The organism is Microbispora sp. CSR-4 (genome assembly GCF_008033685.1).
Lineage (GTDB): Bacteria > Actinomycetota > Actinomycetes > Streptosporangiales > Streptosporangiaceae > Microbispora.
The window spans coordinates 20120-37912 of sequence record NZ_VJVX01000052.1; the positions used below are offsets into that span (position 1 = coordinate 20120).

At 71.3% G+C, this 17793-nt stretch carries 17 protein-coding genes and 1 pseudogene; 14 read left to right on the forward strand and 4 right to left on the reverse strand.

The features are described from left to right. Positions 1-236 precede the first annotated feature (236 nt). A pseudogene (locus FLV34_RS30290) lies at positions 237-751 on the forward strand (catalase); the annotation flags it as partial. Between the two features lie 204 nt (positions 752-955). Here the strand turns inward: FLV34_RS30290 and FLV34_RS30295 are convergent. Next, positions 956-1792 carry a helix-turn-helix transcriptional regulator gene (locus tag FLV34_RS30295; protein ID WP_168066449.1) on the reverse strand — a complete coding sequence of 279 codons (837 nt, stop codon included), beginning with the start codon at positions 1790-1792 and terminating at the stop codon, positions 956-958. A gap of 74 nt (positions 1793-1866) precedes the next feature. Here FLV34_RS30295 and FLV34_RS30300 point away from each other — a divergent pair, with 74 nt between their 5' ends. Together FLV34_RS30300 and FLV34_RS30305 are read left to right on the forward strand one after the other, a co-directional pair. Further along, a complete protein-coding gene (locus FLV34_RS30300; protein ID WP_222709675.1) occupies positions 1867-2700 on the forward strand; it encodes a dienelactone hydrolase family protein in 834 nt (277 codons plus the stop codon). 127 nt (positions 2701-2827) lie between these two features. Then, complete coding sequence (locus tag FLV34_RS30305) at positions 2828-4132, forward strand: ammonium transporter (RefSeq protein ID WP_147944715.1); 1305 nt, start codon at positions 2828-2830, stop codon at positions 4130-4132. Between the two features lie 109 nt (positions 4133-4241). On the opposite strand, the gene FLV34_RS30310 is transcribed toward FLV34_RS30305, so the two are convergent. The 3 genes from FLV34_RS30310 to FLV34_RS30320 form a co-directional block, all read right to left on the reverse strand. Then, positions 4242-5423 (reverse strand): cytochrome P450, encoded by a 1182-nt coding sequence (locus tag FLV34_RS30310; RefSeq protein WP_261985963.1) that lies wholly within the window; start codon positions 5421-5423, stop codon positions 4242-4244. Positions 5424-5607: 184 nt separating this feature from the next. Then, a complete protein-coding gene (locus FLV34_RS30315; RefSeq protein ID WP_142651208.1) occupies positions 5608-6696 on the reverse strand; it encodes a M20 family metallopeptidase in 1089 nt (362 codons plus the stop codon). Between the two features lie 18 nt (positions 6697-6714). After that, on the reverse strand, positions 6715-7731 hold the full coding sequence (locus FLV34_RS30320) for a LacI family DNA-binding transcriptional regulator (protein ID WP_142651207.1): 1017 nt from the start codon (positions 7729-7731) through the stop codon (positions 6715-6717). Between the two features lie 206 nt (positions 7732-7937). On the opposite strand from FLV34_RS30320, the gene FLV34_RS30325 reads away from it, so the two are divergent. The 11 genes from FLV34_RS30325 (at position 7938) to FLV34_RS30375 (ending at position 17629) form a co-directional block, all read left to right on the forward strand. Continuing rightward, on the forward strand, positions 7938-8918 hold the full coding sequence (locus FLV34_RS30325) for a substrate-binding domain-containing protein (protein ID WP_142651206.1): 981 nt from the start codon (positions 7938-7940) through the stop codon (positions 8916-8918). Between the two features lie 17 nt (positions 8919-8935). Beyond that, on the forward strand, positions 8936-9715 hold the full coding sequence (locus tag FLV34_RS30330) for an ATP-binding cassette domain-containing protein (protein ID WP_168066447.1): 780 nt from the start codon (positions 8936-8938) through the stop codon (positions 9713-9715). Next, positions 9712-10737, forward strand: coding sequence for an ABC transporter permease (locus FLV34_RS30335; RefSeq protein WP_142651205.1), 1026 nt, complete (start codon positions 9712-9714; stop codon positions 10735-10737). Before FLV34_RS30330 ends, FLV34_RS30335 begins: the two co-directional genes overlap by 4 nt. Before the next feature lie 44 nt (positions 10738-10781). Next, entirely contained in the window at positions 10782-11804 is a 1023-nt protein-coding gene (locus tag FLV34_RS30340; RefSeq protein WP_261985959.1) for a phosphotriesterase, read from the forward strand. Between the two features lie 29 nt (positions 11805-11833). Next, positions 11834-12583 carry a glutamine amidotransferase gene (locus tag FLV34_RS30345; protein WP_142651203.1) on the forward strand — a complete coding sequence of 250 codons (750 nt, stop codon included), beginning with the start codon at positions 11834-11836 and terminating at the stop codon, positions 12581-12583. Position 12584: 1 nt separating this feature from the next. Continuing rightward, a complete protein-coding gene (locus FLV34_RS30350; protein WP_147944717.1) occupies positions 12585-13526 on the forward strand; it encodes a nucleoside hydrolase in 942 nt (313 codons plus the stop codon). A 222-nt stretch (positions 13527-13748) separates the two neighbouring features. Then, a complete protein-coding gene (locus FLV34_RS30355; RefSeq protein WP_147944718.1) occupies positions 13749-14690 on the forward strand; it encodes a ribokinase in 942 nt (313 codons plus the stop codon). A gap of 150 nt (positions 14691-14840) precedes the next feature. Continuing rightward, positions 14841-15311, forward strand: a complete 471-nt coding sequence (locus FLV34_RS30360) for a lamin tail domain-containing protein (protein WP_222709676.1) — start codon at positions 14841-14843, stop codon at positions 15309-15311. Positions 15312-15590: 279 nt separating this feature from the next. Continuing rightward, positions 15591-16073, forward strand: coding sequence for a hypothetical protein (locus FLV34_RS30365; RefSeq protein ID WP_142651199.1), 483 nt, complete (start codon positions 15591-15593; stop codon positions 16071-16073). Positions 16074-16569: 496 nt separating this feature from the next. Then, positions 16570-16980 carry a YchJ family protein gene (locus tag FLV34_RS30370; RefSeq protein ID WP_147944720.1) on the forward strand — a complete coding sequence of 137 codons (411 nt, stop codon included), beginning with the start codon at positions 16570-16572 and terminating at the stop codon, positions 16978-16980. A gap of 259 nt (positions 16981-17239) precedes the next feature. Then, on the forward strand, positions 17240-17629 hold the full coding sequence (locus tag FLV34_RS30375; protein WP_147944721.1) for a hypothetical protein: 390 nt from the start codon (positions 17240-17242) through the stop codon (positions 17627-17629). Positions 17630-17793 lie beyond the last annotated feature (164 nt).

Here is a 17793-nt window from a genome sequence, read left to right on the forward strand (position 1 = left end):
CGCATGGTGCCGCGGCGGCCGGTCCTCGGGCGGACCGGCGTGTTCGGCTCTCCTACCTGCGGGTACTGCGGCGCGGACGTGCCCGGATCGCTCCATGGAGGATTTCGCCGAATGGATGCCGGCAAGCCCGCCAAGGCCGTCAAGGATGTCGTGGAGAACGCGGCCGAGAAGGTGACCGACCCCCTGACGCCGGACGTTCCCGGGTCGCCGGGCAGCGCCCCGGCGACCGTCGAGGGGACCTGGTCGCCAACAACATCCCGGTGTTCTTCATCCAGGACGGCGTCAAGTTCCCCGACGTCATCCACGCGGGCAAGCCGCACCCGGACCGGGAGATCCCCCAGGCGCAGAGCGCCCACGACACGTTCTGGGACTTCGTGTCCCGGCACACCGAGGCGCAGCACCACACCATGTGGAACATGTCCGACCGCGGGATCCCGCGCTCCTACCGGATGATGGAGGGCTTCGGCGTCCACACCTTCCGGCTCGTCGACGAGGCGTCGCCTCCCACGTCGGTCACCTGCCGCCGGGCATCGACGTCACCGACGACCCGCTGCTGCAGACGCGGCTGTTCTCCTACCTCGACACCCAGATCACCCGGCTGGGCGGCCCGAACTTCGCGCAGACCCCGGTCAACCGGGCGCACTGCCCGGTCAACGACATGTTCCGGGACGGCTTCCATCAGCACGCCGTACACGCCGGGGTCGCGCCCTACCGGCCGAACTCGCTGGACGGCGGCAACCCGTTCGTCGCCGGTGACGCCGAGAACGCGTTCACCGACACCCCGGTCGAGGTCGCCAGGGCGAGGAAGATCCGCGCCAACCCCGGTAGTCTCCGGCACACCGGGCGTGGTGTCCGGCGACTCGGCCACGGAGGTCTTCCCCGCCGTGCGGCGGTTGATGGCCGCCCACCGGGTCTGGGAACGGTTCCCCGCCTCGGTGGCCTGACGCCGCGGGCACTAACCGGCGGCGATCAGTTCGGCGATCCGCGCCTGGTCGGCGTCCGAGGCGAGGAACGCGACGAGCTTCTGCTCGACGTCGTCGGCGGTGAGCAGCACGACGTGCCGCAGTTCGAGCTCGCCGAGCACCGGATGCCGCAACCGCTTGGTGCCCGAGCTCAGCGGCGCGATGTCGTGCCGCGGCCACCACGCGCGCACCTGCGGGCTGGCGGCCTTGAGCCGGGCGGCCAGCTCCGCGAAAGCGGGGTCGCCGGCATGGCGGGCGGCGGCGGAACGGAAGCGCGCGAGCAGCGCGGACGCCTCCTGCTCCCACTCCACGAAGACGGTGCGCGCGGCCGGGTCGGCGAACATCCACCAGAGCATGTTGCGGTCCTCGGGCGGCAGCACGAGCCAGTCGGTCCACAGCGCACGCGCGGCGCGGTCGGCCGCGAGCACGTCCCAGCGCCGTCCCGTGACGTACGCGGGGCACGGGTCGAGCCGGTCGACGAGCTCCGCGAGAGCGGGGGAGATGCTCTCCCCGCTCGGCGTGGCGGCCGGTGGCGCGGCGTGATGGACGAGCTCGTGCAGGTGCGCACGCTCGGCGGCGTCAAGACGCAGGGCGCCGGCCAGCGCGTCGAGGACCTGACGCGAGGGGCGCACGTCGCGGCCCTGCTCCAGGAAGGCGAGGTAGGTCGGGGAGATCGCGGCGAGCGTGGCGACCTCCTCCCGGCGCAGGCCGGGCGTGCGGCGCCGGGCGCCCGGGGGAAGCCCCACGTCGGCCGGGCTCAGGCGGTCTCTCCGGGAGCGCAGGAAGTCGCCCAGCTCCCTCAGCCGTGCGGGATCGGCGGCATCGGTCATGACGATCCTGATACTGCGGTTACTAGCATGAACGTCCTGTGGTTGCGGCGATGAGGCGACATTAGCGTCGTCGCGTGACCACACGACCTTCGCCTGCCTCCCACCGGATCCTCACCGAGTCGGTCGAGATGACCGTCGCCGACGGGTCGCGGATGGGCGGCTTCCTCGCCCGCCCGGCCGGCCCGGGGCGCTTCCCCGGCGTGGTCGTGGCGATGGAGCTCTTCGGCGTCAGCGCCCACGTACGCGACGTCTGCGAGCGGCTGGCCGCGGACGGATACGTCGCGCTGGCACCGGACCTCTATCACCGCGACGCCCCCATGATCGAACTCCCGCACGACGCGGCGGGCCGCGAGCGCGGCTTCGAACTCCTGCACCGGATGACGCGGGACCACGCGCTGGCCGACGTGCGCGCCGCCGTCGATCACCTGCGTACGCGGGGCTGCGCGCGCGTCGGCATGGCAGGCCTGAGCGTCGGTGGTCATGTGGCCTACCTCGCGGCCACCCGCCTGGACCTCGCGGCGGTGATCGTCGCCTACGGCGGCTGGATCCCGGGCACCGACATCCCCCTCGGCCGCCCGGAGCCGACGCTCGCGCTGACCCCCGGCATCACCGGGCGCGTGCTGGTCCTCGTGGGCGCCGAAGACCACGTCGTGCCGCCGGACCATCGCCGGGCGATCGCGGACGCGCTGCGGGCCGCCGCCGTACGCCACGAGATCGCCGAATATCCGGGCGTCGGTCACGGGTTCCTCTGCGACCGCCGCGACACGTTCGACGCCGCGGCGGCCGGCGACGCCTGGCGGCGCGTGCGGGAGCTGCTGGCCGCGGAACTGGCCGAGCACGGCTCGAAGCACGGCTCGAAGCACGGCTCGAAGCACGGCTCGGACGAAGGGCCGGTGAGGAGCCGGTAATGCCCTCGAAATAAGAAACATCACGGTAACACACCCGGAAACGCCGTGAAACGGCCGGCGGTGAGTCTCATGGTGCGCCCGTGGCGGATCCGCCGGACGACCACCCCGAGGAGTGTGAGGCGATGACATGCCGGTGAAGGTAGATGGCGGCGCCACGGCCTGGCTCCTGGCCTGCACCGCGCTCGTCCTGCTGATGACGCCCGGCCTGGCCTTCTTCTACGGCGGGATGGTCAGGGCCAAGAGCGTGCTCAACATGATCATGATGAGCTTCGTCTCGATCGCCCTCGTCACCCTCGTCTGGCTGGCCGCCGGCTACAGCCTGGCGTTCGGCCCCGACATCGGGGGCCTGATCGGCGGCCTCGCCCACGTGGGGCTGCACGACATCACCACCGAGTCGGTCACCGGCCAGGTGCCGACGCTGCTGTTCGCGACCTTCCAGCTCACCTTCGCCGTCATCACCGCGGCCCTGATCAGCGGCGCCATCGCCGACCGGGCCCGCTTCTCGGCCTGGATGGTCTTCGTCCCGGTGTGGGCGCTCGTCGTCTACGCGCCCATCGCGCACTGGGTGTGGGGCCCCGGCGGCTGGATCCAGAGCCTGGGCACGCTCGACTACGCGGGCGGGCTGGTCGTGGAGATCACCTCGGGTGCCTCCGGGCTCGCCATGGCGCTGGTGCTCGGGCCGCGGATCGGGTTCAAGGCCGAGGCCATGCGCCCGCACAACCTGCCCCTGGTGCTGCTCGGCGCCGGGCTGCTGTGGTTCGGCTGGTTCGGGTTCAACGCCGGTTCTGCGCTGGCCGCGAACGGCACCGCCGCCGCCGTCTTCCTCAACACCCTGGCCGCGGGGTGCACCGGCCTGCTGGGCTGGCTGCTGGTGGAGCAGCGCCGCGACGGCCACCCCACCACGTTCGGGGTCGCCTCCGGCGTCGTGGCCGGGCTGGTCGCGATCACCCCGTCGTGCGGCTCGGTCGACGTGCTGGGCGCGCTGGTCATCGGCCTGGCCGCGGGCATGATCTGCTCGCAGGCGGTCGGCTGGAAGTTCCGGCACGGCTACGACGACTCCCTCGACGTGGTCGGCGTGCACCTGGTCGGCGGCGTCGTCGGCACCCTGCTCATCGGGCTGCTGGCCACCCGCACCCTCACCGGCGCCGACGGCCCCCGCGGCCTGCTGTACGGCGGCGGGCTGGCCCAGCTCGGCAAGCAGGCGCTGGCGGTGCCGGTGGTCGCGCTGTACGCCTTCGCGGTCACCTACGGGATCGGCAAGCTGATCCACCGGATCATGGGCTTCCGGGTGAGCGAGGAGGACGAGGTGTCCGGCGTCGACCTGGCGCTGCACGCGGAGACCGCCTATGACCACGGCGTTCTCGACCACGCCGTACGGCTGCGCACCCACCGCCCCGTGCCGGCGCAGCCGGATCCGCGCCCCACGACCTGATCGACCAGGTCCGTCCGCGATCTCGACGGGTGCGGGCGAGAGCCGGCCCTTGGCGTCGGACGCCGGAGGGCCGGCCGCTCGGTGGTGAGCGGAGCGCCTGCCAGGACGCCTACCAGGCGATCGGCATCGTGGTCAGGCCGTGGACGACGGTCATGGAGCGGAACCGGGGCTCGCCCGCCAGCCGCAGGCCGGGGAACCTGCTCAGCAGGGCGGGGAACGCGATGCGCAGCTCCATGCGGGCCAGGGGTGCACCGAGGCAGTGATGGATGCCGTGCCCGAACGCGACGTGCCCGGCGGCATCCCGGAGGATGTCCAGCTCGTCCGGGTTCGAGAAGAGCCCCGGGTCGCGGTTCGCGGCGGGAAGGGAGCAGATGACGGTCTCGCCGGCGCCGATGGTCTGTCCGCCCAGCCGGACCTCGGTCGTGGTGAGCTTGATCGTGCCGGAATGCACGATGCTCAGCCACCGCAGCAGCTCCTCGACGGCGGCGTCCACGCGGTCGGGCTCCTCGCGCAGCAGCGCGAGCTGGTCGGGGTGCCGCAGCAGGGCGAACGTGCCCAGCGACAGCATGTTGGCCGTGGTCTCGTGCCCGGCGAGCAGCAGCAGGCTGCCGATGCCCGAGAGCTCGGCGTCGCTCAGCTCGTCGCCGTGCTCGCGTACGAGCATCCCGAGCAGGTCCTCGCCGGGATCCTTCCGGAACATCTTGATCAGGCTCGCGATGTACGCCCGGGACTCCGCCGCCGCCGCCGCGCGTTCGTCCGGCGACAGGGACACGTCGAGGAGCCGCTTGGACGTGTCCTGGAAGCCGGCCCGGTCGGCGTACGGCACGCCCAGCAGCTCGCAGATCACCAGCGAGGGCACCGGGAGGGCGAAGTCGGTCACCAGATCGGCGGGCGGCCCGCCGCGCCCCCTGGCGTCCAGATGGTCGTCGACGAACTGCTGGACCCGGGGCTCCAGCCGCCGCATCCGGCGGACGGTGAACTCGGCCGTGAGCATCCGCCGCAGCCGGGTGTGCTCGGGAGGGTCGGAGCCGAGCAGGTTGCCGGCGCGCATCGCGGCGACCTCCTCCGGGCTCGGCGGCGGCGCGCCCGGCGGCCGGAGCGGCGGCACGAGCGCGTTGCTGTACAGCTCGGGATGGCTCAGCACCGTACGGACGTCCTCGAACCTGGTGACCAGCCAGGCGTCGGAGCCGAAGACGGTGCGGATCTTGGCCACCCCTTCGTCGTTCCGCAGCGCGGAGAGCTCTGGGGCGGGATGGAATCCGTCCCGCCGCATGTGCAGAGGCGGGGACATGTCGCGCACGCGACCTCCTCGGGTGGACCGGAAGCGTGTTGATCACCTTGCCATAAATCCGACCATAACCGTCCGGTGTCCGCCGTGGACGGTCGTGGACACGACTGTGGCGGCCCACGCAGGTGCCCCGGCAGAGCGGCGGCGTCCGATGCCGGACAGCCGGTCACCGGGCCGCTCGCGCCGGTCAGACGAGGCGCGCGAGTGCGGTGCTGTAGATCTCGACGGCCTCCTCGATCCGGTGGACCAGGCAGTACTCGTCGGTGACGTGCGCCTGCTCGGGCTCACCCGGGCCGCAGACGACCGTAGGCGCCCCGCCGCAGGCGACGGCGAGGACCGAGGCGTCGGTGAAATAGCTGGCGGCAGGGTGGTCGCCGGGCGCGCCCGCCCCCGCCTCGACCAGGGTCCGTACGACGGGGTCGTCCGGCTCCGTCCAGATCGCGGGCAGGTCCACGAGCACGTCGAGGGTCGCCTCGTCGCCGAGCGCGGCCTGCAGCCGCTCGCGGAGCCGTCCGTGGTCCTGGCCGGCGACGGTGCGCAGGTCGATGGTCGCGGCGGCCAGATCGGGCACCGAGTTCACGTTGATCCCGCCGCGCACCGTTCCCACGTTCACCGTGGAGGGGCCGAGCCAGGGGTGGTCCGGCACCCCGGGGTCGAACGTCTCGACGGCGCCGATGACGCGGGCGAGCTTGTAGATCGCGTTGTCGCCCAGGTGCGGCATCGAGCCGTGCGCCGTCGTGCCCCGCGTCGTGGCCTCCAGCCACAGGGCGCCCTTGTGCCCGAGCAGCACCCGGTTGGCGGTCGGCTCGGCCACCAGCAGCGCGCGCGACCTGCTCACCAGGCCGGCGGCCACCATGTCCGCCGCGCCCTCGCAGCCGGTCTCCTCGCCCACGGTGAAGACCAACTCCAGCGCGGTCTTCGGCCCGGTGCGGCGCACGTGCCGCTCGGCGGCGACCACCAGTGCGGCGACGCCGGCCTTCATGTCGCTCGAACCGCGCCCGTACAGGCGGTCGCCGTCGATCTCCGCGCCGTGCGGCGCATGCCGCCACGCCTGCCCGCCCAGCGGCACCGTGTCGAGGTGCCCGGTCAGCGTCACCGGTTCGCCCGTCCCCCAGCGGGCGACCAGCCCGGTGCGGCCCGGCGCGTGCTCGTGCGTGCGCACCGCGAAACCGGCGTCCGACAGCCGTCTCGCGAGGGGTTCGGCGACCGCGGCCTCGCCTCCGCCCACCGAGTCGATCCTGATCAGCTCGCGTGTCAGCTCGACCGCATCGTCCACGCGGCCTCCTTCCCTCACTCAGTCCGCGACGCCGGCCGCCACCGGCCGGCTGGTCTGCCGTACGACGAGCCTGGGAGCGATGGCGATGCGCTGCGCGGGCCGGGGGTCGCCGGCCTTGACCTGGCCGAGCAGGCGCACGGCCTCGGCCGCCATCTCCTCCACCGGCTGGCGCACGGTGCTGAGGGGCGGATCGCACATGGTCGCGTGTCCCACGTCGTCGAACCCCACCACTGCCACGTCCCCGGGGACGCGCTTGCCGCCGAACCGCAGCGACCGCACGAGGCCCACGGCGATCTCGTCGTTCGCGCAGACGACGGCGTCCGGCAGCCGCCCGGCGTCGAGCAGCATGCGCCCGGCCTCGACGCCCCATTCGAGGGTGAACTCGCCCAGCAGTGGCGGCAGAACCTCGACGCCGGTCCGCGCGGCGGCGCGTTCGAAACCGCTGAGCCGCAACCGGGCGGAGGAGCTCACCAGCCGGCTCCCGGCGAAGACCACGGAGCGGGCCCCGCCCGCGATCACGTGGTCGACCGCGAGGGCCAGCCCGGCCTCGTCGTCCACGCCCACCCAGTCGGCCCCGCCGCCCTCGATGTGGCGGTCGAGCTGCACCAGCGGCACCCGGCGGGCCGCGTCGAGCACCGCGGGGACGCTGGCCTCGATGTCGCACGGGCTGATGATCAGCCCGTCCACGCGCCGGGCCAGCAGGGTCTCCAGCCTGCGCGCCTCGATCTCGGGGCTGTACTGGGACGAGCACAGCAGCAGGTCGGTGCCGGAGTTCTGCAGCTCGCGCTCCACCGCCTCGACGATCGTCGTGAAGAACGGGTTGCCGATGCCCGGCACGACCATGCCGATGGTGCCGGTGGTCTGGTCACGCAGTGCCTTGGCGACCGCGTTCGGCTGGTAACCGAGCTCGCCGGCGGCGCGCGCCACCCGCTCGGCGATCTCGGGCGTGACCTTGCGCCGCCCCGAGAGGGCACGGGAGGCCGAGGCCACGGAGACACCGGCCGCTCGTGCCACGTCGTGAATCGTCACGCCCATCGTGTAATCGATTTCCCTTGATCTTTACCAATGATCGACCTTGCAGCGTCCTGCACTGCCGGGATCACAAGGAACGATAGAGGTTTAGTGAGGAAACTGCATCTTGACGCTGCTTTTTTGACCCCACTAGCATGCCCGAAACTCGGGTAATCGATTACCCAACCGGTGACTCATCTCTGCCCGACCCCCCGAAAGGTTCCTCTCTCATGGCTCGATCCACGAGGCTCATCCGCCTGACAGCGGCGACGACGATCCTGGCCACCGGCCTCCTGGCGGCGGCGTGTGGCGGCTCGGACGACTCCGGCGCTTCCGGAGGCTCCGGCGGAGACCGGCCGCGGGTCGGACTGGTCCAGATCAACCAGCAGGCGATCTTCTTCAACGAGATGAACGCCGGCGCCCAGCAGGCGGCGAAGGAGGCCAACGTCGATCTCACGATCTTCAACGCCAACGACGACCCGGCCAAGCAGAACGAGGCCATCGACAACTTCGTCCAGCAGCAGTTCGACGCGGTCATCGTGGTCGCCATCGACGTCGAGGGCATCAAGCCCGCCGTGAAGATCGCCAAGGACGCCGGACTGAAGGTCGTCGCCGTCGACGCGATCGTCGACTCGCCCGCCGTCGACACCCAGGTGGGCGTGGACAACGCGGCGGCGGCCCGGCAGGCGGGCGAGTTCGTCAACAAGTGGGCCCAGGCGCAGGGACTGAGCGCGCCGAAGATCGGCGTGGTGGGTGCGCTGAACTCCTTCATCCAGAACATCCGCAAGGACGACTTCAACAAGACCGTCGAGGGCGCCGGCGCGAAGATCGTGCAGACCGTCGACGGGCAGAACAAGCAGGAGACGGCGATGACGGCCGCGGAGAACCTGCTCACCTCCCGCTCCGACATGAACATCGTCTACGCCACCGGCGAGCCGGCCCTGCTCGGCACGGTCGCCGCGGTGAAGTCGCAGAACGCGGCCGACCGGATCAAGGTCTTCGGCTGGGACCTGACCAAGGAGGCCATCGACGGCATCGACGAGGGGTTCGTCGCCGGGGTGGTCCAGCAGGACCCGAAGACCGAGGGCTACGAGGCGGTCAAGGAGGCCAAGGCCCTGATCGGCGGCGCCCAGGCGAAGAAGAACATCGACGTGCCCGTGACGATCGTGACCAAGGACAACGTCGACCCGTACCGCGCCACCTTCAAGTGAGCGGTGAAGGGACTCGCATGACGGACCAAGAGGCGGGGCGCGTCGACCGGGTGGTCATGCGCGACATCCGCAAGCGCTACGGAATGGTCGACGCGCTGCGTGGGGTGACGCTGCGCGTCGGCCCGGGAGAGGTGGTGGGGCTCGTCGGCGACAACGCCGCCGGCAAGTCCACCCTCATGAAGGTGCTGGCCGGCGCCGTCGTGCCGGACTCCGGCGAGATCGTCTTCGACGGCCGGCCGGTCTCCTTCGCCAGCCCCAAGGACGCCCGCGAACTCGGCATCGAGATGGTCTACCAGGACCTCGCGCTCTGCGACGACATCGACGTGGCCGGGAACCTGTTCCTCGGCAGGGAGCCGCGCAGGGCCGGCGGGATGATGCTCGACGTGCGCAAGATGCACGCGGACGCCCGTCGCCACCTCGACGCCCTGAACATCCGGATCCCGCTGACGGACATCCCCGTCGGAGGGCTGTCCGGCGGCCAGCGGCAGGCGGTGGCCATCGCCCGGGCGGTGACGTTCGGCCCGAAACTGCTCATCCTCGACGAGCCGACGGCGGCGCTCGCCGTCGCCGAGGTCGAGACCGTCCTCGAACTGATCAAGACGGTCTCGGCCCAGGACGTCTCGGTGATCCTCATCACGCACCGCCTGCAGGACCTCTTCCGGGTCTGCGACCGGCTGTGCGTCATGTACGAGGGCACGCTCAGGGCCGACCTGGACGCCCGGAGCACCAGCCTCGAACGGCTCGTGTCGGAGATCGTCGCCCACGACGAGGAGGACAAGGAGGGGAGGCGACGGTGACCGCCGCCAAGACCGCCACCGGACCCGGGACCAGCCAGAGGGTCGTCACCACCAGGTCGGCCAGGGCCAGCGCCCACATCGGCCGGCACGCGCAGACGATCGCCATCGCGGCCGTTCTGGTGGCCCTGCTGATCTTCTTCGCGTTCTCCGCCGACCGGTTCGCCACGACCGGCAACATCCTCAACCTGTTGCGGCAGATCGCCCCCACGCTGGTCGTGGCGACCGCGATGACCTTCGTGATCAGCACGTCCGGCATCGACCTGTCGGTCGGGTCCACCGTCGCGCTGTCCGGGTCGCTGCTCGCGATCGTGCTGCAGCACGGGTGGAACCCCACCCTCGCCCTGGTCGCGATCCTCGCGCTCGGCGCGCTGATCGGGTTCGTGAACGGGTGGTTCTCCTCCTACCAGAACATCCCGCCGTTCATCGTCACGCTCGCCATGCTGTCGATCATGCGGGGTACGGCGCTGCGCGCCACCGAGGGCTACTCGACCCCCATCGACGGGGACCTCTGGATCGTCCAGATCGGCCAGGGTCGCATCGCCGGGGTGCCGGTCCCGGCCATCCTCGCCGTGGTCGTCGCGCTCGCCGGCTGGCTCGTCCTCACCCGGACGCCGTTCGGCCGCTATGTCATCGGCCTCGGCTCCAACGGCGAGTCGCTGCGCCGCGCCGGTGTGAACACGCGGAAGGTCGGGCTGACCGTCTATGTGCTCACCGGCCTGGCGGCGGCGGTCGCAGGCGTGCTGATCGCCACCCGCCTCAGCTCCGGCTCGTCCAACGCCGGATCCGGCTTCGAGCTGGAGGTAATCACGGCCGTCGTGCTCGGCGGCACCAGCCTCTTCGGCGGCCGGGCGAGCATGCTCGGCACGATCCTCGGCGCGCTCACGCTCGGCGTGATCGCCAACGGCCTGGTGCTGCTGCACGTGTCGCCGTTCTATGTGCAGATCGTCCAGGGCGGCATCCTGCTGCTGGCCATCTTCGCCAACAGCAAGGTGTGGGCGAAGTTCGGGGCGATCCGGAAATGACGTCCCCGGCTCCCCGGCCTCCGGCCGCGACGACTGTGACGACCGTGCTCGGCCCGGTTTCCCCTGACGACCTCGGGATCACGCTCTGCCACGAGCACCTGCGCAACGACGGCGCCCGCGCCTGGCATCCCGCGCCCGAGGGCGACGCCGAGGGGGAGCTGATCGCCCGCGACCCCGTACGGATCGAGTTCCTCGGCAGGCTCCGCAACGACCCGTACCTCTCTCGCGACAACGTGTCGCTGGACGACACGGGGACCGCCATCGAAGAGGTGCGCAGGTTCGCCGGGCGCGGCGGGCGCACGGTGCTCGAAGTGACTCCCGAGGGGATCGGACGGGCGCCCGCCGAGCTGGTCGCGATCGCCCGTGCCACCGGGCTGAACATCGTCATGGGCTGCGGTTTCTACCTCGAGAGGACCCACCCCGCCCGAGTGCGCTCGATGACCGCCGCGGACATCGCCGACGAGATCGAGCGTGACCTGACCGAAGGCGTCGACGGCGTCCGGGCCGGTGTGATCGGCGAGATCGGCGTCTCGCCGGACTTCACCGCCGAGGAGGAGAAAGTGCTGCGCGGCGCGGCCCGGGCGCAGGCCCGCACCGGCGTGCCGCTCTCGGTCCATCTTCCCGGCTGGGTGCGGCACGGCCACCGCGTGCTCGACGTCGTCGCCGAGGAGGGCGGCCTGCTCGCCGGCACGGTGCTCTCGCACCTGAACCCCAGCGGCGCGGACCGCGACTACCAGGTGTCCCTCGCCCTGCGCGGCGCCTACCTCGGCTACGACATGTGCGGCATGGACTATCTCTATCCGGGCGAGGGGCAGTCTCCATGCGACGAGGAGAACGCCGCCGCCGTGGCCTGGCTGGTCCGCGCCGGGCTCGGGCACAAGGTCCTGCTCTCCCAGGACGTGTTCCTGAAGACCATGCTCGTGCGCTACGGCGGCACCGGCTACGCCCACATCCTCACCCACTTCGTGCCGCGCCTGCACCGGCACGGACTGACCGCCGGTGACACCACCCGGCTGCTCGCGGACAACCCGCGCGAGCTCTTCCTCGCCGCCGCGCGCGGCCACTGATCACACACGAACAGAAGGAGACGATTTCCATGACCCGCGTGCTGGTCGCCGGCGAATCGTGGGTGAGCGTGTCGACCCACTACAAGGGCTTCGACTCGTTCACCTCGACGACCTACCACACCGGAATCGATCCGCTGCGGGACGTCCTGGTCGCCGACGGCATCGAGGTCGACCACCTGCCCGCGCACGACGTGCCCGCGCTGTTCCCCGGCACGCCCGAGGCGCTGGCCGCCTACGACGTGATCGTGCTCTCCGACATCGGGGCCAACAGCATCCTGCTGCATCCCGCCACCTGGCTGGCCAGCGAGAAGACCGTCAACCGGCTCGACCTGCTGGCCGGCTGGGTGGAGCAGGGCGGCGGCCTCGCCATGGCGGGCGGCTACCTGAGCTTCCAGGGCTTCGAGGCCAAGGCCGCGTTCGCCGGCACGGCGGTCGAACGGGTGCTCCCCGCCCGGATCTCCCGCTACGACGACCGCGTCGAGGCTCCGCAGGGCGTGCCCGGCCTGCTCGCCGACGAGACGCACCCCATCGTCGCCGGGCTCCCCGCCGAGTGGCCCGACCTGCTCGGTTACAACCGCTTCACGCTGCCCGACGACGCGACGCTGCTCGCGACCGTCGCCGGCGACCCCCTGCTCGCCGTACGGCAGGCCGGGGCGGGCCGGACGCTCGCCTGGGCCTCCGACATCGCGCCGCACTGGTGCCCTGACGAGTTCGTCTCCTGGGACGGCTACCGCACGCTGTTCACCCGGGCGGTCCGCTGGCTCGCGAAGGAGATCTGACATGCCGATCCCGGTGATCCTCGACTGCGACCCCGGGCACGACGACGCCATGGCCATCCTGCTCGCGGTGGCCGACCCGGCGATCGACCTGCGCGCGGTCGCGACGGTCGCGGGCAACCAGACGGTGGAGAAGACCGCGCTCAACGCCCGGCGGATGCTGAGCCTGGCGGGCGTCACCGATGTGCCGGTCGCCGCCGGCTGCGACCGCCCGCTCGCGGCGCCGCTGGAGATCGGCGACTACGTGCACGGGGAGAGCGGCCTGGACGGCCCGGCGTTCGGGGAGCCGAGCGTCCCGCTCGACCCCCGCCACGGTGTGGACCTCATCCACGACACGCTGGCGGCCGCCGGCGAGCCGGTGACCGTGGTGGCCATCGGCCCGCTGACGAACATCGCCACCCTGCTGCGCCGCCACCCCGAAGACCGCGAGCGGATCAGGGAAATCGTGATCATGGGGGGCTCCACGGATCGCGGCAACCACACGCCGTACGCGGAGTTCAACGTCTACGCCGATCCGGAGGCGGCGGCGGAGGTTCTGGACAGCGGCGTGCCGACGACGTGGGTCGGGCTCAACGTCAGCCACCAGGCGCTGGTCACCGCCGACGTGCTCGGCAGGATCGAGGGGCTCGGCACCCCGCTCGCCCGCGTCTGCGTGGAGCTGCTCACGTTCTTCGGCTCCACCTATCACGAGACCTGGGGATTCCCCGCGCCGCCGCTGCACGACCCGATCACCGTGGCGTACCTGATCGATCCCACGGTCATGACGTACGAGCGGGTGGGTCTGCGGATCGAGCTGGACGGCCGGCACACCCGGGGCGCGACCGTGGCCGACCTGCACCGCCGCATGGACTGGGAGCCCAACGCGAACGTCGGGATCGGCCTCGACCGCGACCGGTTCTGGAACCTCATGATCGGCGCCATCGAGGAGCTCGGCCGGGCCTCCTGAGCGTCGCCGCCCACGGCGTACGGCAGGCCGGCCACGCGCGGGGCGCGACCGGACGAGATGGCAGCACACCGCGCCCCGCGCCCCCACACCGCGCCCGCACTCCGCGCCCGCACTCCGCGACCGGACGAGATGGCAGCACACCGCGCCCCGCGCCCGCACTCCGCGCCCGCACTCCGCGCGCCGCGCGCCATGCACCTGACAGCTTGAGACAGGAGGAACGCCATGCGACCGAAGGGTGTCGTCGTCGTCGGGAGCATCTCCGCGGACGTCACCGCCTTCGCCCGCCGCCTCCCGCGCCGGGGGGAGACCGTTCTCGGCGACGACGTCACCGTGAACCTCGGAGGGAAGGGCGCCAACCAGGCGGTCGCCGCCGCCCGTGCGGGAGCGCCCACCTGGCTCGTCGGCTGCGTCGGCACGGACCCGTTCGGCGACATCGTGTCGTCGGCGCTGCGCGCCCACGGGGTGACGCTGACGGAGGTCCGCTCCGTAGGCAGCCGTACGGGCATCGCGCACATCAGGGTCGACGCGTCGGGCGAGAACGACATCGTCATGACTCCGCTCGCCAACGCCGATCTCACCGCGGAGATGGTGGACGAGAGCATCCGGGCCGTACGCGGCAGAGCGGGCGTGCTGCTCCTCCAGCTGGAGATCCCGGCCGAGGTCGCCTGTCACGCGGCGGAGGCGGGTGCACGGGCCGGGCTGACCGTGGTGCTCGATCCCGCGCCCGCCCAGCCGCTGCCCGACCGGGTGTGGCCGCACGTCGCCGTCGTGACCCCCAACGAGAGCGAGGCCGCCGCGCTGACCGGGGTGGAGGTCGTCGACGTCGAGTCCGCCGAGCGGGCCGCGGCCTGGTTCCTCGACCGCGGAGTGCGGCACGCGCTCATCACGCTCGGATCGGCCGGCGCGCTGTCGGTCACCCCCGAGCGCGCCCGGCACTTCCCGGCCTACCCCGTGACGCCCGTGGACACCACCGCCGCGGGTGACGCCTTCACCGGCTCCTTCGGCGCGGCCCTCGCGGCGGGCCTTGATGTCTCCACGGCGATCCGCCGGGGGATGGCCGCCGGAGCCCTGGCGACCACACTGCCCGGCGCCGGCGCCTCCCTGCCCGACCGGAAGGCGGTGGACGAACTGCTCGATGCCATGGGCGAGGAAACCGCTCACTGAGCGCCCCGGTCGCGAAGACGGCGGTGCGCGGCGCGTCGTGGCCTTCACCGGGTCCATCGGATGCCGAACCGAGATGGAACGGTGCAAACGACGTGAGGGGCGGTCCATATGATCAAGTTCGATCGTGTCCCCCCACCCCAGGAGGGTCCTGTGCGTACCCGATCTCTGCTCGCGGCCGCAGCGGTGGCCGTCAGCGTGGCCGCCGTCTCCCAGCCCGCCCACGCGGCGGGTCCCGCCGTACGGATCACGAAGATCTACTACGACTCGCCCGGCTCGCCGGACAACGGGTCGAACAAAAGCCTCAACGGCGAGTACATACAGATCAAGAACACGACGAAGAAGGCCGTCAGCCTCAAGGGCTGGACCGTCCGCGACGACACGAAGCGCTCGGACCACGTCTACACGTTCGGCCGGTTCACTCTCGGAGCCGGGAAGACGGTCACCCTGCGGACCGGCCGGGGGAAGAACACCTCCACCACCCTCTACTGGGGCAGGAGCGGGGGGACGCTCGCGTACATCTGGAACCAGACCAAGGACAAGGCGTTCCTGCGGAACGCCTCCGGCAAGCTGGTCGACTCCTGCGCGTACAACTCCTCGCGGCAGGACTACAAGATCTGCTGACCACGGCCCGGTCGTGACCCGGCCCCCGGCGGAGTGCCGCCGGGGGCGCTTTGTCCGTTCTTGCGCCATGTGAAACATTCAGCGGTCACGGCGGAATTTCGACCGGGGTCGTCGTCCTCTCTCTCCTGGTCGTGACGGAACGGCGTTCCCAAGGTCCCCGGAAGGGCCGGGTTTAACGCCCGACCGGATCGAGCCCTCGCGATCGCCGCTCTGGATAGGTCCGTGCAAGTCGAAATAGCCTCCGGGCACTCGGCACTCCTGCAACGGATGAGGTGTGAATTGACCGCACGCTCAAGAGGACGCCGCCTCGCGGCGACGTTCGCCATGGCCGGCGGGGCGCTCGCCACCGCGCTCCTGCCGCTCGGCCCCGCGCACGCGGCGTACAGCGCCGACCAGCCTGTCTATCTGCAGTTGGTGAGCAACGACGGCAACGCGACGCAGCTGGCCCTTCTCCAGGGCACGGTGGCGTTCGACGACGGGAACACGAAGTACCGCTACTCGCTGACCCTGTGCTGGCAGCACGCCTATCCCGCGCCCTCGTTCCAGGTCGTCGTCAACGGCACGAGCACGTCCTGGCCGTCCCAGACCGGCTCGACGAGCCTGCCGGGGTGCCAGCAGACGGCCGTCTACAACAGCGAGGTGAACTTCGGCGGCACCGTCCGCAACGTCCGCTTCGACGTGACCGGCGGGTGGTTCGGCAGCAACGGCCAGTACCAGACGCGTACGAAGAGCACCTACACCTACGACAACCCCTACAACTGAGCCGTTTCCGCGACGGATCGGCATGCGCCGGCGGCGGCGCGGACGGCTGAACGGCGAGGTCCCCGGCGTACGGTTCCACCATGAACCCTCGACGCCGGGACCTCGTCGCGATCACAGCCCGCGCCGGCGGCGGTCTCGGTGAACGCGGGCAGTGCCACCACGGTTCCGGTCGCCGCTGTGGCGGTCAGGACACCTGTGGCGATCGCTTTGTACAGTCTCATCAAGCGGGTCTCCTGGACATGAGATCGGGGGTCCCGTGAAGGCGGGCCGGGTGGAGCCGACACTCGGCCCGCCGCCATGTGGAACGCCTGATGGAAGGCGTACCGATGCTTCCGGGTCCTCGCATGGTCGGAAAGGCGCACCGAGGGGCGTCCGTATGGTCCGGGCGAAGAGCCTTGGGCGGCTGGAGAAGGGCACTGCCGACGTCCCGCATGGTCCAGGCGAAGGGGCCGGGACGGCGGAGCGAGCGCTCGGCCGGGGGCGATAACCTCGCGGGGTGAGCCGCACCTCTCGTTCCCGCCGGCCGCGCGCCGGTGAGCCCTGTCCCTGTGGCCTGCCGGCCGTCTACGGCGACTGCTGCGGCCGGTTCCACGCGGGACGGTCCGCGCCGACGGCCGAGGCGCTGATGCGGTCGCGCTTCTCCGCGTTCGCGGTCGAGGACGAGGCATACCTGCTGCGCACCTGGCATCCCTCCACCCGTCCGGGGCGGGTCGATTTCGACTCGGGCATGCGGTGGACCGGGCTGGAGATCGAGGCGGCCACAGGCGGGAGCCCCATCCACACCGACGGCACCGTCACCTTCCGCGCCCGGTACGACTACCGGGGACAGCCCGGCGAGATGCGGGAGCAGAGCCGTTTCGTCCGCCACGAAGGCGCCTGGGTCTATCTCGACGCCGTCGGTGAATGAGCCGCGCGAAGGCCATGCCGAGCCCCGGAAATGCCGCTTTCCGGATTTATGCGAATAGCGGCATTTGAGGGCATAGGTGCCTGATGCCGGGCCGAAAGGCATAGCGACAAAAAATGCGTCATCATCGATGCCGCGCTTGGCATGGGCGGGGCCGGGGCCATGATGCGGGGTATGAGGTCAACGTTGCTTATGTCCGCGACGAAAGCCCATTGCCGAATGGCCTGGTAGGTAGGTGCGTTCCACGATGTCTCGCCGCTGCATGTCCCGCTCACGGCCGTTCCGGGTCCTGACGGCCCGTCGGCTGACGCTGGCCGTTCTGGTGGCCGCGATCGCGTGGAGCGCCGCTGCCCAGGAGGCGAGCGCGTTCGCGCAGGCCCGGACCCGTGCGCCGATGAGGGCGTACGGGCACGGGGACGGCGGGGGCCAGGTGGCGTCGGGCGGTACGGCCACGGCGCGGCAGTTCAAGTCGGGCAACGGCAGGTTCAACCAGAATCTCAACGGCGTGTTCGCCCCGACCTTCATGATCGGCCAGCAGCAGACCGGCATCACGAACGGCGGGCGCATCAGCACCCAGGGCGCCTTCTGCGGCCCCGGCCCGAGGAAGTGCAACATCCGGCAGAACATGCCCATCACTTCCAATGGATGGTGATCGCCTTTGAATACGCGTGGGCCGTGGATTCCACGAATGCGGGGGCGCGCTGACTGATATGGCAATGATGCCGTAAGACGCCGCGCGGATCGGGCGCGGGAATCCGTCGCGTCACTAGCCTGAGATCTCCTGGGCGAAAAGGGCCGCCCGGAGCGTTGTGGCGG